The sequence below is a fragment of the Gemmobacter denitrificans genome, assembly GCF_036964905.1.
GTDB lineage: Bacteria > Pseudomonadota > Alphaproteobacteria > Rhodobacterales > Rhodobacteraceae > Gemmobacter > Gemmobacter denitrificans.
Map to the genome: position 1 here is coordinate 18100 of NZ_JBALHR010000019.1, position 14049 is coordinate 32148.

Below are 14049 nucleotides of genomic sequence, written 5' to 3' on the forward strand. Positions count from 1 at the left end.
GCGGAATAGGGATTGGGCCGATTTTACCGAACAGGCTCTGGTCGATGTGACCAAAGCAGACCAGTATGATAGGCGATTCGCCTGTTTATCCGCGGGAATTATGCGATGTCCGACCTGCTTGATCCGATCAACCGCAAGATTCTGGCCGAACTACTGGCCAATGCCCGCATCCCGATGAGCGAGCTTGCCGCCCGGGTCGGCCTGTCGAAAACCCCGGTCACCCAGCGCGTCCGGCAAATGGAGGAGGCGGGGCTGATCACCGGGTATCGCGCGATGCTGTCGCCCATGAAGCTGGGCCTGACCCATGTGACCTATGTCGAGGTGAAAATGTCCGACACCCGGCAATCGGCGCTGGACAAGTTCAACGCGGGCGTGCGCAACATCCCCGAGGTTGAAGAATGTTACATGATCGCGGGCGGATATGATTATCTGATCAAGGTCCGGTCGCGTGATATGGTGCATTTCCGGCAGATCATGGCGGAAAAGATTTCCGCCTTGCCAGGATTGCACGCCACCAGCAGCTTTGTTTCAATGGAGGCCGTGGTCGAACACAACTGGACCCCGACCTGACAGTCGCCAGGGTCAGGGAACGGCCCCTGACAGAAGGAAAGTGCGGATCATGGATATCGACAGTGCCGCCGCGCGTCTGGCGGCCCTTGGCAACCCGACCCGGCTGCGGCTGTACCGGCTTCTGGTGCGCGCGGGTGAGGCCGGGCTTTCCATGGGCGGGATTCAGGAAAAGCTGGGCATCCCCGGATCAACCCTGTCGCATCATTGCCGGGCGATGATCCAGGTGGACCTGATCCATCAGGAACGGGTTGGCACCTCCCTGATCTGCCGCACGAATTATGCGGTCATGCGGGGCCTGATCGATGATCTGGCCGCCGAATGCTGCGCGGATGCCTGCCAAACTGACGAATAGGGCATTGCCCCGCGCCCATTATTTCGATATTTACCGAAATAGAGTCAGCTGCGGGGGCACCGATGGCCGTAACGATCCGCCGAACCGGCACGCGGCCCGCCGCCCCCTCCCAGGGCGGGCCTGCACCATGGCGTTGATCGGGGTTGCCCCTGCGGCCCGTCCGGTGATTGCCGCGCTTGGGGTTACGCAGATCATCGGCTATGGCGCGCTGTATTACGCCTATGCCGTCCTGACCCCCGCCATGGCCACCGACTTCAACGTCACCGAACCCACCCTGTTTGCGATCTTTTCAATCGGGCTCTTGCTGGGGGGCTTTACCGCCCCGGCCTTCGGTCGCCGGATCGACCGGCATGGCGCGGCGCGGGTGATGTCGGCTGGCAGCGCCGCCGTTGCGGCAGCTCTGGTCGCGCTGGCCCATGCGCCGGATATCGTGACCTTTGCGCTGCTGGTGGTGCTGATCGAAATCATCAGCTTTGCCGTGCTGTATGATGCCGCCTTTGCGACGCTGGCACTGCATGCGCCGCGCAACACCCGGGCGGCGATCACGCTGCTGACGCTGATCGCGGGCTTTGCTTCGACCCTGTTCTGGCCACTGACGGGCTGGCTGGCTGAAGACATGGGATGGCGTGGCACCTATCTGATCTTTGCCGGGCTGACGCTGGGCCTTGCCCTGCCGTTGCATCTGTGGATCGCGCGCCGCCCCCTGCCCGATCCTGCCGCGATTGCGGCACATCCCGCCCAGACCGAAGTGCAGTATCAGCGGCTGTCAGGCCCCGAGGCACGGCGGGCCTTCTGGTTGATGGGCGTGGGCTTTGCCATCAGCGGCATGGTGATTTCGGCGGTCACCATCCATATGGTGCCGATCCTGCTGGCGCGCGGGATGGGGGAAACCGCCTTTCTGATCGCCATGATGATGGGCCCGGCGCAGGTGCTGATCCGGGTGGTGGATGCGACGCTGTGGCGCAACCTGCATCCGGTGGCGGTGGCCATGGTGTCGGCGGGGGCGATGCCGCTGGCGGTGCTGGCCCTGCTGCTGCCGGGGCCCCCGGTGCTGACCGGCCTGTGTTTTGCGATTCTGATGGGCACGGGCGGCGGGCTGGCCAGCATCGTGCGTGGCGCCGTGCCAGTGGCCCTGTTCGGCACCGAAGGGCTGGGCCAGCAATTGGGTCGGCTGGCGGCGATCCGCAACCTGATGGGCGCGGCGGCCCCCTTTGCCTTTGCGCTGTCCACCACCCGCATCGGCCCCGGGCCGACCCTGTGGCTGGTTGTGGCACTGGGGCTGACGGGTCTGGCGGTCATGGCCATCCTGTGGCGCAAGGTCAGCCGGGCGCAGGCCTGGCCCGCGACAGGCTGATCGCCCCACCCGCGTATCACGACTGCGCGAGCGATGTATCATCCGGCGTTCTGCCGCGAATTGCTGTTCAGGACATGCAAATCTGCGGAGCACGACATGCTGAAATCCCTGACCCTGATCGCGTTCATGACCGGCCTTGGCGCTGGCCTTGCCCCCAACCTTGTGCTGGCAGGCCCGCAATATGTGGACCAGACCGGCTTTGCCGCGTCAGGCCATGATGTCGTGGCCTATTTCTCGCTGCCGCAGGCCCCCGTGGGTCAGGCCCAGCCCAACGCCGTGCCGGGCCGCGCCGATATCACCGCCGAATACAATGGCGCAAAATTTGCATTTTCCACCCCCGAGAACCGCGATCTCTTTCTGGCCGATCCCGCCCGCTATGCCCCGCAATATGACGGACACTGCGCCTATGGGGTGTCAAAGGGCGGCAAGGTGCCGGGCAACCCGAACCTGTGGCGCATCGTCGATGGCAAGCTCTATCTGAACATCACGAAGAATGTCGTCGGCTTCTGGGAAGAAGATATTCCCGGCAATATCTCGCTGGCGCAAACCAACTGGGTGGGCGGTGTTGAACCGAAGGCTGCAGCCGACAGTGGTATTCCCGATTTCGTTTCCACCGCGCCGGTGGCACCCTGATACAAGCCCGAGAAGGGGCAGGCACAGGGAAGAACAGACATGACGACTGCGCAAGATACCGGGGCCGGGGTTATCGGCCGGATGCTGGCCGGGGCCGGGGCAAGCCATGCCTTCGGCATTCCGGGCGGCGAGGTGCTGGCCCTGATCGAAGGGCTGGACGCGGCCGGGCTGCGCTTCGTGCTGGTCAAGCATGAAAACGCGGGCGGCTTCATGGCCGAGGGGCATTGGCACATGACCGGTGCCCTGCCGGTGCTGGTGGCCACCCTTGGCCCCGGTGTCGCCAATGCGGTGAATGTGGTGGCCAATGCGCTTCAGGATCGTGTGCCGCTGATCTTCCTGACCGGCTGTGTCGATTCAGCCGAGGCGGAAACCTATACCCATCAGGTCTTTGACCATCAGGCGCTGCTGCGCCCGGTGGTCAAGGGCAGTTTCCGCGCTGCGCGGGGGGCCGTGGCGCAGGTGATGGCCAAGGCCATCACGCTTGCCCTGTCTGGCCAGCCGGGGCCGGTGCATGTCGATGTTCCCATCGGCGTGGCAGAAGGGGCCGAGCCGTCGCTGCCCTTTGCAGCAGCCCTGCCCGATCTGCCCGCCGCGACACCGGGGCAGATTGCCCGGCTGCAGGCCGCGCTGGACACGGCCGAGCGGCCTATCGCGATTGCGGGGGTCGATGCGGTGAACGAAGGCGCCGGGGCGGCCATTGCCGAATTCTGCCACGCGCAGGGCATTCCGCTGATCACCACCTACAAGGGCAAGGGGCTGCTGGCCGAAGATGATCCGCTGTCGCTGATGGGGGCTGGCCTCAGCCCCCGCGCCGATGGCGTTCTGCTGCCGCTGATCCGGCAGGCCGATCTTGTGGTCTTGCTGGGCTATGACCCGATCGAAATGCGCATCGGCTGGCGCGACATTTTCGCCCCGCATCAGACCGTGTTCGAAATCGCGCCGGTGCCGCGCCTGCATGGCATGCATCGCTGCGACGAAACCCTGTTGGCCGGGCTGGGCGACACATTGGCCCGGCTGAAACCCGGCACCACGGCACGCTGGCCGGGGGGGCGCATTGCGCAGGCCCGTGCGGCATTGCAAGACCTGTTTGCCGGGCCATCGGATCAATGGGGGCCGCATGCCGCCTTTGCCGCCTTGCGCAAAGCCCTGCCCGATACGGCGGTCATCACTGCCGATAGCGGGGCGCATCGCATCCTGCTCAGCCAGATGTGGCAATCGCCTGCGCCGCGGCTGATCCTGCAATCCTCGGGACTGTGTACCATGGCCTGTGCCTTGCCGCTGGCCATGGGGGCCCGCCTTGGCCGCCCCGACGCGCCCGTGGTGGCGGTGATGGGCGATGCCGGGCTGGAAATGGGCGCGGGCGAACTGGCCACGCTGCGCGACCTTGGCCTGCCGGTGATCGTCTGCGTCATGGTCGATGAAAGCCTGACCTTGATCGAAATGAAACAGCGTGGATCAGGCCGGGCCAATCTGGCGGTGGATTTCGGCGCGACCGATTTTCCGGCGCTGGCGGCGGCTTTTGGCGGTCACGGCGTCTGGGTGGACAGTGCGGCGGCGATGCGGGACGAGGTTCAGGCCGCCATGGGCCGCGATGGCTTTACCCTGCTGGCCGTCAGGATCGGACGCCGGGCCTATGAGGGGGCATTTTGACCCCGCATATCAGACATATGTCGGCTAAACCTCAGCCAGCTGGCCGAACCTGCAAAGGCAGCCAGACCCCAGACCCAGCCATGCAGGCTACCCGAGGTGATGCCCCCCAGCAATGCGCCGATGTTGCAGCCCGAGGACAGCCGCGCCCCATAGCCCATCAGCACCCCGCCCAGAATGGCGGTGATGACCTCTGTCACGCTCATCCGCAGGCGGGGGCGATAGCGCCCGGCCAGGGCGGCGGCAGCCATGGCCCCGGCCATCAGGGCCAGATCCATCACCGTGGTGGTATCGGCCAGAACCGGCCCGACCAGTTGGGCGGCGCGTCCGCCCTGCCAATAGGGCCAGCTTGCCACATCGACACCGGCGATCTGCACCAGCTTTGCCCCCCACAGGGCAAAGGCCTGTGTGATGCCCCAGGGCCTGCCCGCCACGACAAAGGTGCCGATGGCCACCAGGGCCAGCATCACCGCCCCGCCCCATTTGGGCCAGGGGCCACGACGCCAATCGGTTTGCACCGGATCGGGCTGAAAGCCGCGCGCGCGTTCCACCCGCAGGCTCAGTGCCACGATCAGGGCCAGAACGGCCCAGCCGATCAGCACGGCGGGCAGCGGCCCCAGGCTGCGCAAGGCCGAAACGGGCGGCAGGCTGGGCCAGCCGGCCCCGCTCAGCCCCGGGGCGGTGCCGATCACCGACCCGGCCACAAAGGCCGCCAGGACCAACACCATGCGACTGCTGCCACCGCCAGCGGTGAACAGCGTGCCCGAACCGCAGCCGCCTGCCAGCTGCATGCCGATCCCGAACAGGAAGGCCCCCAGAACCAGCGCGGCCCCCAGCGGAACCACATAGCCCCCGGCCATGCCAGAGGCGATCAGCGCATGGCTGGCGGGCAGGATCAGCGCGATCAGCAGCGCCTGCGCCCGCAACCCGCGCCCGTCGCCCAGCAGGATGAACCGCTTCCACCCCCCGGCAAAGCCAAAGCTGGCGTGGTACAGCGCCAGCCCGGCCAGCGCCCCCAGCCCAACCAGGCCAAGACTCTGCAAGGTGACAGGTCCGGGCCGCAGCAGGGCAATCAGGATCAGACCCGCAATCGCGGCGAACAGCGGGATGATTTGGGCGGTGGGTCTGGCGGCGATGCTCTGGGTCATGCCGCGACCTTAGGCAACCGGGCAGCGTCGCGCCGTCACAAAAGCGTGTCTTTATTCCCCTCTCGTCCAATGGGCGCGGCGGGGGCAGTGCAGATCAGGAAAGGGGCAAGCCTTGCTCGACACCCATGATACCACGACCGATCTCAGCGGGATCGCAACCAGCCTTGGGCGTGAACGGATCGGCGGCTGGAACCGCACCCTTGTGGGCTTTCTGTCCCATGCTGCGGCAACGGGGCCTGACCTGAACGCCGTGATCACGGCCGCACCGGATTTCGCGCTTGGCCATGCGATCAAGGGCTTTGCCTGCCTGTTGCTGGGCCGGTCCGAAATGGTGCAGATCGCGCGTGATGCCCATGTCGATGCGCTGGCCGCCTTGCAGCGCGCGCCTGCAACGGCACGGGAGCGGGCCTTTGTTGCAGCCCTTGGCGATTGGGTGCAGGGCTGGCCCGGACGGGCGGCGCAACGGCTTCAGGCGGAACTGGACCGCGCACCGCAGGATGCGCTGGCGATGAAGCTCATTCAGGCGATCTGGTTCGTGCTGGGCCGCCCCGATCTGATGCGTCAGTCGATCGAAGGCGCTCTGCCTGCCTTTGCCGATCATGCGGCGCGCGGCTATGCGCTGGGCTGCCATGCCTTCACGCTGGAAGAAACCGGTGAATATGCCCGGGCCGAGGCGATTGGCCGCGAAGGGGTGGAGCTGTGCCCGCCCGATGCCTGGGGTCTGCATGCGGTGGCCCATGTCTGTGACATGACCGGCCGCGCCCGCGACGGGCTGGACTGGCTGTCAGGGCGCGAGGCATCATGGACCCATTGCAACAACTTCCGCTTCCATGTCTGGTGGCACCGCGCGCTGATGCATCTGGACCTTGGGCAATATGATGCGGCGCTGGACTTCTATGACCGTGACATCCGGGCCGACCGCACCGATGATTACCGCGACATTTCCAATGCCGCCTCGCTTCTGTCGCGGTTGGAACTGGAGGGGGTGAATGTGGGCCATCGCTGGGACGAACTGGCCGATCTGTCGGAACGCCGGGCCGAGGATGGCTGTCTGGCCTTCGCCGATCTGCACTACATGCTGGCCCTGATGGGCGGCGGGCGCGACGAGGCCGCGGCGCGGCTGATCGGGCGCATGGCGGCGGCCCGTGCCGGAACGGGCGAGGCACAAGAGATCATCGCCCATCCCGGCCTGACGGCGGCGCAGGGCCTGCAGGCCTTTGCGGCGGGCGATCACGGAACGGCCTTTGCCCATCTGTCGGCGGCGCAGCGTGATCTGCCCCGGATCGGCGGCAGCCATGCCCAGCGCGACATTTTCGTGCGGCTGACGATCGAGGCGGCCCTGCGCAGCGGTCGGCTTGAGGCCGCCGAGTCGCTGCTGGCCGATCGTCAGGCCCTGCGCGCTGGCGCATCGGACGGCTATGCCGAACGGCGCCGCACCCTGATTGCTGCCGCCCGCCAGGCCGCGCAGCCGGGGGCCTGAGATGCAGACAGCGCCCGCCCGCCGCCCGCGCGACCCCAGGCTGGATGTGTTCCGGGGCCTGGGCATGTGGATAATCCTGATCGCCCATATCCCCGGCAATCCCTGGACACTGTGGATTCCGGCCCGCTTCGGGTTTTCCGACGCGACCGAAATCTTCGTCTTCTGTTCCGGCATGGCCTCGGCGCTGGCCTTCGGCGCGATCTTTCGCCGCGCCGGCTGGGTACTGGGCACGCTGCGCATCCTGCAGCGGATGTGGCAGGTCTATTGGGCGCATCTGGGCGTGTTCTTCACCGCCCTGTTCTGCATGCTGGTGTTGAATGCGACCGGCTGGTTCGAGAAAGACTATATCGCCGCGCTGAACCTGTACCCTTTCATCACCCAGACCGGATCGAACCTGATCGGGTTGATGACGCTGACCTATGTGCCGAATTATTTCGACATCCTGCCCATGTATATCGTCATTCTGGCGATGATCCCGCTTGCCATGGCGCTGGCGCGGATCAATCCAAAGCTGGTGGTGCTGGTATCGGTACTGTTGTGGCTTTGGGCCGGGCGACCGGGGGTCAGCCTGCCTGCCGAATTGTGGTTCGCCAAGCCATCAAGCCGGGGATGGTTCTTCGATCCCTTCGCATGGCAACTGGTATTCTTCACCGGATTTGCCCTGCAATCGGGCTGGATTCCGGCCCCGCCGGTGCGGCGATGGCTGGTCGTTCTGGCTGCGGCCTATGTGATCGTCACCCTGCCGCTGGCCTGGCATGTGCTGCTGGGTGCCTCTGAAACCCTGCGGCAATGGCGCGGCGATCTGGGGGGGCTGGTGTCAAAGACAAATGTCGGTGCCCTGCGCTATCTGCATTTTCTGGCCGTGGCCTATCTGGCCTGGGTGGCGGTTGGCCCCGGCGGCGCAAGGCTGGCGGCTGCCGGACCGCTGGTGCCGGTGCTGATGCGGGTGGGGCAGCAGTCGCTGGCGGTGTTCATGGCATCCATGGTGCTGGCGCGGGTATTCGGAGTGGGCTTCGATCTGTGGGGCAGCGGGCCGATTGTCACCGTGGTGATCAATCTGGGCGGCATCGCGGTGATCACCGGGATCGCCTATGCCGTGGGCTGGATGAAATCCGAACCCTGGCGGCAGCCTGCCCAAAGCCCGGCGCCCCATCCGGCCCCCCGAATGGCCCGATCATGATCCTGCGCTGTCTTGCCCTGATCGCAGCCCTTGCTGCCACATCCGCCCAGGCTGGCTGCGGCGATGCGCCCGAACCCTGCAGCATTGCGGGGGGAACCTATCACATCACCCTGCCCGACACCGCCCGGCCTGACGGGCCTGCCGTCGTCTTCCTGCATGGCTGGGGCGGCACGGGGGCCGACATGCTGCGCATGACGGCAATGGTCGCGGCGATCCGGGGGCGGGGCCATGCGCTGATCCTGCCCGATGGACTGCCGCGCGACCGGGGCCGTGGCCAAAGCTGGGCCTTTCACCCCGACCGGCCCGGCCCAAGGGACGAGGCCGCCTTTCTGCGCGCCGTGGCCGATGATGCCGCCACCCGGTTCGGCCTGAACCGCGACCGGATGTTGCTGGCCGGCTTTTCCATCGGCGGATCGATGACAAGCTATGTCGCCTGCAATGACCCGCAGGCCTTTGCCGCCTATGCCCCGGTCGCGGGGGCCTTCTGGCGCCCGCATCCCACAGGCTGCGCGGCCCCGGTGCAACTGTTCCACACCCATGGCTGGACCGACCGCACCGTCCCGCTGGAAGGCCGCCAGCTTGGATCAGGCTTTGCGCAGGGCGATGTCTTTGCGTCATTGGAGATCTGGCGCGAAGCCCTGCGCTGCCGCAGCCCCGACCCGGACAGAAGCAGCGCCGATGGCCCATTCTGGCTGCGCCACTGGGACAGGTGCGCGCCCGGCAGCAGCCTGCATCTGGCCCTGCATGGCGGGGGCCATTCCGTGCCGAAGGGCTGGGCCGACATGGCGCTGGACTGGTTCAGCACCTTGAACTGAGCGCCATCAGATCAGGAATTCTGCCAGCGCCTCATCCCCGGTAATGTCGCGATAGGCAAAGCCCGCCGCGTCCATCTTGGCGGTCAGCGCCGCAAAATGCGCGGCCTGCCGGGTTTCAATGCCGATCAGCACCGACCCGAAGTTGCGCGCCGATTTCTTCAGATATTCAAAGCGCGCAATATCGTCATCGGGGCCCAGCATCTGTAGAAATTCCTTCAGCGCGCCGGGGCGCTGCGGCATGCGCAGGATGAAATACTTCTTCAATCCCGAAAACCGCTGCGCCCGTTCCTTCACCTCGGGCAGGCGTTCGAAATCGAAATTCCCGCCCGAGGTCACGCAAACCACAGTCTTGCCCCGGATCACATCGGCCAGCACCGGCAGCGCATCGACCGACAGCGCCCCGGCTGGTTCCAGCACGATGCCTTCGATGTTCAGCATCTCCAGCATGGTGACGCAGATCCGGTCTTCGGGGGCCAGCAGAACCTGCGCCGGATCGGCCCATTTCAGGCAGTCATAGGTATGGCTGCCCAGCCGGGCGACTGCCGCGCCATCGACAAAGGTGTTGATCCGCGGCAGCGTGACCGGGCCGCCTGCCTCCAGCGCGGCCGAAAGGCTGGCACCACCCAGCGGTTCAACAAACCGGAAATCCACCCCCGGCGCGACGTCGCGCAGATAGCGTGTCACGCCCGAGGCCAGGCCGCCCCCGCCCACCGGCAGGATCACCAGATCGGGCGGCACCCCCAATTGATCCAGCAATTCCACCGCCACGCTGGCCTGCCCTTCGATCACATCGGCATCATCGAAGGGCGACAGGAAATGCGCGCCATGATCGCGGCAATAGGCCTGGCTTGCGGCCAGCGTCTGATCGAAATAGTCGCCTGTCAGCACGATTTCGACCGCGCCATTGCCAAAGGTCCGGGTCTTGTCGATCTTCTGCTGTGGCGTGGTCACCGGCATGAAGATCGTGCCCTTCACCCCGAAATGCCGGCAGGCATAGGCCACACCCTGCGCATGATTGCCCGCGCTGGCACAGACGAAATGGCACTGCCCCGGACGCGCCGCACGCACCTTGCGCATGGCGTTGAAGGCCCCGCGCAGCTTGTAGCTGCGCACCGGCGTCAGATCTTCGCGTTTCAGATAAATCTCGGCCCCATAGCGCGCCGACAGATGGTCATTGCGCTGCAGGGGGGTGGCATCGAACAGGTCGCGCAGGGCTGCCGTGGTGAGGCGGGCGTTGTGGGCAAAATCATCCATCCCGCGATTAGACCCGCCCGCCCCGGCTTTGCAAGAGGTCAGACCAGCGGGCGCTTTTCGATGTAATGGCCATAAAGCGTGGTCAGGATCGAAAGACCGACCATCAGCATCATCCAGCCCAGTGCGACATTCCACGCAAAGCTGAGGATCGACACATCACCCAGGACCAACGTGCCCAGAAAGGACAAAAGGAAGGAGCCACCGAAAGACAGCACGAAGAAGGCAACGACGCTGATCACCGACAGCACGAAAAACGTCTCGGTTTCGCCCTTTGTTGCCTCCCAACCTGCACTGAACGCGCGTTCTTCATCCAGCGCGATGCCGGGCAGAGCCGTGGACAGACGGTAGGAAATCACTGCGACCGGCAGATAGACCAGAACGAACAGGATGAACATCGACCCCAGGCCGGGCCCGGTCGCGCCTGACAGTCCGGCTGCGATCACCCCGGCAACGACGCCCAGCGGAATCGCCACGGCGATACACAAAAGCCCAATAACAAAGGACCGGCCGAAATAGGCAAGGCTACGCGGAGCGGCAAAGGAGGGAACAAAACCTTGGGGCACTTCGTTTCGAAGAACAAAGCGATGCCAGGCTATGGCAATCCAGAGGCTGGTGAAAATGGTCACAACCAGATTCAGCGCAACACTGCCAAAGTAACCGATATTGGCAGTGTCGGGGCTGAAGCCACTGTCCATCATCATGTCCGGCCCCAGCAGGATCAGGGCCGCAAGGACCTGAATGGCGAAAGGCAGGGCCGAAATCCGCAGCGCGCTGTCCAGGTTGCCGGTTACCTGCCGCACCGAATGCAGAAAGATGTGAAGGCCCTTCATGATGTTCCTTTCTCGTTCGCCTGGGCGGGATTTGAGGCAGGAAGATTCGGGCTGTCAACCGCGCTTCCCTTGCCTAAAGGTGGTTTTCGCTTTATCGCGACGCAAACCTTGATGGAGCCTTCTTATGCAGAAGCCGAAGAAAGTCGTGCTGGCCTATTCCGGCGGCCTCGATACCTCGATCATCCTGAAATGGCTGCAGACCGAATATGGCTGCGAGGTGATCACCTTCACGGCCGATCTGGGCCAGGGCGAAGAACTGGAACCCGCGCGCCAGAAGGCCCTGCTGATGGGCATCAAGGAAGAGAATATCCATATCGTTGACGTGCGCGAAGAATTCGTGCGCGACTTCGTTTTCCCGATGTTCCGGGCCAATGCGCTGTATGAAGGGCTGTATCTGCTGGGCACATCGATCGCGCGCCCGCTGATCAGCCAGCATCTGGTGAAGATCGCGCAGGACCATGGGGCCGATGCCGTGGCCCATGGCGCCACCGGCAAGGGCAACGATCAGGTGCGGTTCGAACTGTCGGCAGCGGCGCTGGACCCGTCGATCAAGGTGATCGCGCCGTGGCGGCTGTGGGATCTGACCAGCCGCACCCGGCTGCTGGAATTCGCCGAGGCGAACCAGATCCCGATCGCAAAGGACAAGCGCGGCGAAGCGCCCTTCTCGGTCGATGCCAACCTGCTGCACACCTCGTCCGAAGGCCGCGTGCTGGAAAACCCGGCCGAAGAATTCCCGAACTATGTGCTGCAGCGCGTGGTTCCGGCCGAAGAGGCCCCGGATACCCCGGAAATGGTGGAAATCACCTTTGAACGCGGCGATGCCGTGGCGATCAATGGCGAACGCCTGTCGCCCGCCACCATTCTGGCGCGGCTGAACGATCTGGGCGGCAAGCATGGTGTCGGCGTGCTCGATCTGGTGGAAAACCGCTTTGTCGGCATGAAATCACGCGGCATCTATGAAACGCCCGGCGGCACGATCCTGCTGGAAGCCCATCGCGGCATCGAACAGATCACGCTGGATGCCGGTGCGGGCCATCTGAAAGACAGCATCATGCCGCGCTATGCCGAGCTGATCTATAACGGTTTCTGGTTCAGCCCCGAACGCGAGGCGCTGCAGGCGCTGATCGACAAGACGCAGGAACACGTCACGGGCACCGTGCGGGTCAAGCTGTACAAGGGCCGCGCCGTGACGGTGGCGCGCTGGTCTGACCATTCGCTTTACAGCGAAAAGCATGTGACCTTCGAAGAAGATGCCGGCGCCTATGATCAGAAGGATGCCGAAGGCTTCATCCGCCTGAACGCGCTGCGGCTGAAACTGATCGCCACGCGCAACGCCCGGGTGGCAAAGAAGTAAACCGGTTTGTTCCGGAAAAGGATCGGGCCGCGCCTGTGCAGGGCGCGGCCTTTTGCGTGACGCAACGGCGCAGTTGCCAGCGGGCAGCCCCGGCCCTTAGCTGTGGCCAGCAAGGCAGGGGGCACCATGGAACAGATCGCGGCAGATATTCGCAAGGTTCTGGAAACGCGCAGCTTTTCCGGCAGTCTGAAATTCGATTGCGGGGATGACGGGGTGATCGTTCTGGCAGATGGCACCGCCCTGACCGAAAACCGCGAAACGGACTGTACGCTGCGGCTGAGCCGGGACAATCTGGTTGCGCTGTTGCGCGGCAAGCTGAACCCGATGATGGCCATGGCGACCGGCAAGCTGAAACTGTCGGGCAATCCGGCGGTGGCCATGGGTCTGGCCAAGCTGCTGGGCTGATCTTCTGTCAATCAAGCCCGCGTGACATCACGCAGGCGTTTCTTGCCCGCACCCCCCGTGCCGCGCGACCCTGTGGCGGAATTGGCAAAGGGGGCTGTGATGCGGTGGATTCTGGCAATGATACTGGCCCTTTCGGCCACAACGGCGCAGGCCGAAATCCGCAAGGCGGTCGTGGCGGGCGGCTGTTTCTGGTGCGTTGAATCCGATTTCGAGGGCGTGAAAGGCGTGATCTCTGCCGTTTCGGGGTTTTCCGGCGGCGCGACCGATGCGCCAAGTTACGATCAGGTCACAGCAGGCGGCACCGGCCATTACGAGGCGGTGGAAATCACCTTCGACGATGCCATCCTGCCCTATGACCGCCTGGTGTCGATGTTCCTGCGATCCATCGATGTCACCGATGCGGGGGGGCAGTTCTGCGACCGGGGCGACAGCTATCGCAGTGCGATTTTCGCCACCTCGGGCCAAAGGGCCACGGCCATGGCCGCCATTGCCGAGGCCGAAGCCGCGCTTGGCCGCCAGATTGTAACCCCTGTGCTGCCACTGACGAAGTTCTGGCCAGCTGATGCCTATCATCAGGATTATTACAAGTCATCGGATATCGTTCTGACCCGGATCGGACCAAAACAGAAGAAGAACGCCTATAAATTCTATCGCAAATCCTGTGGCCGCGATGCGCGGGTCAAGGCGATCTGGGGCGATCAGGCCTTTCCGGGCTAGGGATCAGCGCGATCCCGCCTTTGTCAGCCGCCGCACATTGGCGCTGGTTTTCTGCCGGACCGGTTTCATGGCAGCCATGGCGATGCCGGCGACACCCTTTCCGGTCATCATCGCATGGCCCGCGTCGATGCTGGATTGGGCCATCGCCTCGACCTTTTCCTGAACCATGCGGACCGTTTCGTCGGGCCGGGTGTTCCAAAGGCCCGCCATGCCCCAAAGCCGCATGGCAATGACGATCTGAGCCTCTGAGACCATCTGGCCGGCTTCAAGCGACAGGCGCAGGGCTTGGGCTGGGGTAACGATCATGGCA

Annotated in this window: 15 protein-coding genes; 11 read left to right on the forward strand and 4 right to left on the reverse strand. The window is 64.7% G+C overall.

Going from position 1 to position 14049, the window contains the following annotated elements:
• Positions 1-105 precede the first annotated feature (105 nt).
• The 5 genes from V6590_RS18935 (at position 106) to V6590_RS18955 (ending at position 4559) form a co-directional block, all read left to right on the forward strand.
• Positions 106-570 carry an Lrp/AsnC family transcriptional regulator gene (locus tag V6590_RS18935; protein WP_335425264.1) on the forward strand — a complete coding sequence of 155 codons (465 nt, stop codon included), beginning with the start codon at positions 106-108 and terminating at the stop codon, positions 568-570.
• A 49-nt stretch (positions 571-619) separates the two neighbouring features.
• Complete coding sequence (locus tag V6590_RS18940) at positions 620-922, forward strand: ArsR/SmtB family transcription factor (protein ID WP_335425265.1); 303 nt, start codon at positions 620-622, stop codon at positions 920-922.
• Positions 923-1049: 127 nt separating this feature from the next.
• Complete coding sequence (locus V6590_RS18945; RefSeq protein ID WP_335425266.1) at positions 1050-2276, forward strand: MFS transporter; 1227 nt, start codon at positions 1050-1052, stop codon at positions 2274-2276.
• A 126-nt stretch (positions 2277-2402) separates the two neighbouring features.
• Positions 2403-2909: a YHS domain-containing (seleno)protein gene (locus V6590_RS18950; RefSeq protein WP_335425299.1), complete on the forward strand. Its 507-nt coding sequence runs from the start codon at positions 2403-2405 to the stop codon at positions 2907-2909.
• A gap of 39 nt (positions 2910-2948) precedes the next feature.
• Entirely contained in the window at positions 2949-4559 is a 1611-nt protein-coding gene (locus tag V6590_RS18955; RefSeq protein WP_335425267.1) for a thiamine pyrophosphate-binding protein, read from the forward strand.
• Here V6590_RS18955 and V6590_RS18960 read toward each other — a convergent pair.
• A complete protein-coding gene (locus tag V6590_RS18960) occupies positions 4541-5704 on the reverse strand; it encodes a YeeE/YedE family protein (RefSeq protein WP_335425268.1) in 1164 nt (387 codons plus the stop codon). The two genes, V6590_RS18955 and V6590_RS18960, sit on opposite strands and share 19 nt — an antisense overlap.
• A gap of 112 nt (positions 5705-5816) precedes the next feature.
• Here V6590_RS18960 and V6590_RS18965 point away from each other — a divergent pair, with 112 nt between their 5' ends.
• Genes V6590_RS18965 through V6590_RS18975 form a run of 3 tightly spaced genes read left to right on the forward strand, consistent with a single transcriptional unit; the run spans position 5817 to position 9179 of the window.
• A complete protein-coding gene (locus V6590_RS18965) occupies positions 5817-7184 on the forward strand; it encodes a tetratricopeptide repeat protein (RefSeq protein WP_335425269.1) in 1368 nt (455 codons plus the stop codon).
• Between the two features lies 1 nt (position 7185).
• Positions 7186-8364 carry an OpgC family protein gene (locus V6590_RS18970; RefSeq protein ID WP_335425270.1) on the forward strand — a complete coding sequence of 393 codons (1179 nt, stop codon included), beginning with the start codon at positions 7186-7188 and terminating at the stop codon, positions 8362-8364.
• Complete coding sequence (locus tag V6590_RS18975; protein WP_335425272.1) at positions 8361-9179, forward strand: CE1 family esterase; 819 nt, start codon at positions 8361-8363, stop codon at positions 9177-9179. Before V6590_RS18970 ends, V6590_RS18975 begins: the two co-directional genes overlap by 4 nt.
• 6 nt (positions 9180-9185) lie before the next feature.
• Here the strand turns inward: V6590_RS18975 and ilvA are convergent, their stop codons facing one another.
• Positions 9186-10433 carry a threonine ammonia-lyase IlvA gene (gene ilvA / locus V6590_RS18980; protein WP_335425273.1) on the reverse strand — a complete coding sequence of 416 codons (1248 nt, stop codon included), beginning with the start codon at positions 10431-10433 and terminating at the stop codon, positions 9186-9188.
• 38 nt (positions 10434-10471) lie between these two features.
• Positions 10472-11263, reverse strand: coding sequence for a hypothetical protein (locus V6590_RS18985; protein WP_335425274.1), 792 nt, complete (start codon positions 11261-11263; stop codon positions 10472-10474).
• 124 nt (positions 11264-11387) lie between these two features.
• On the opposite strand from V6590_RS18985, the gene V6590_RS18990 reads away from it, so the two are divergent.
• From V6590_RS18990 to msrA, 3 genes are all read left to right on the forward strand, one after another.
• Positions 11388-12617: an argininosuccinate synthase gene (locus V6590_RS18990; protein ID WP_335425275.1), complete on the forward strand. Its 1230-nt coding sequence runs from the start codon at positions 11388-11390 to the stop codon at positions 12615-12617.
• A 126-nt stretch (positions 12618-12743) separates the two neighbouring features.
• Positions 12744-13022 carry an SCP2 sterol-binding domain-containing protein gene (locus V6590_RS18995; protein WP_335425277.1) on the forward strand — a complete coding sequence of 93 codons (279 nt, stop codon included), beginning with the start codon at positions 12744-12746 and terminating at the stop codon, positions 13020-13022.
• 99 nt (positions 13023-13121) lie between these two features.
• Positions 13122-13739, forward strand: a complete 618-nt coding sequence (msrA, locus tag V6590_RS19000) for a peptide-methionine (S)-S-oxide reductase MsrA (RefSeq protein WP_434063288.1) — start codon at positions 13122-13124, stop codon at positions 13737-13739.
• Positions 13740-13742: 3 nt separating this feature from the next.
• Here msrA and V6590_RS19005 read toward each other — a convergent pair whose 3' ends face one another.
• Positions 13743-14045, reverse strand: a complete 303-nt coding sequence (locus V6590_RS19005) for a hypothetical protein (protein ID WP_335425278.1) — start codon at positions 14043-14045, stop codon at positions 13743-13745.
• Positions 14046-14049: the final 4 nt, after the last annotated feature.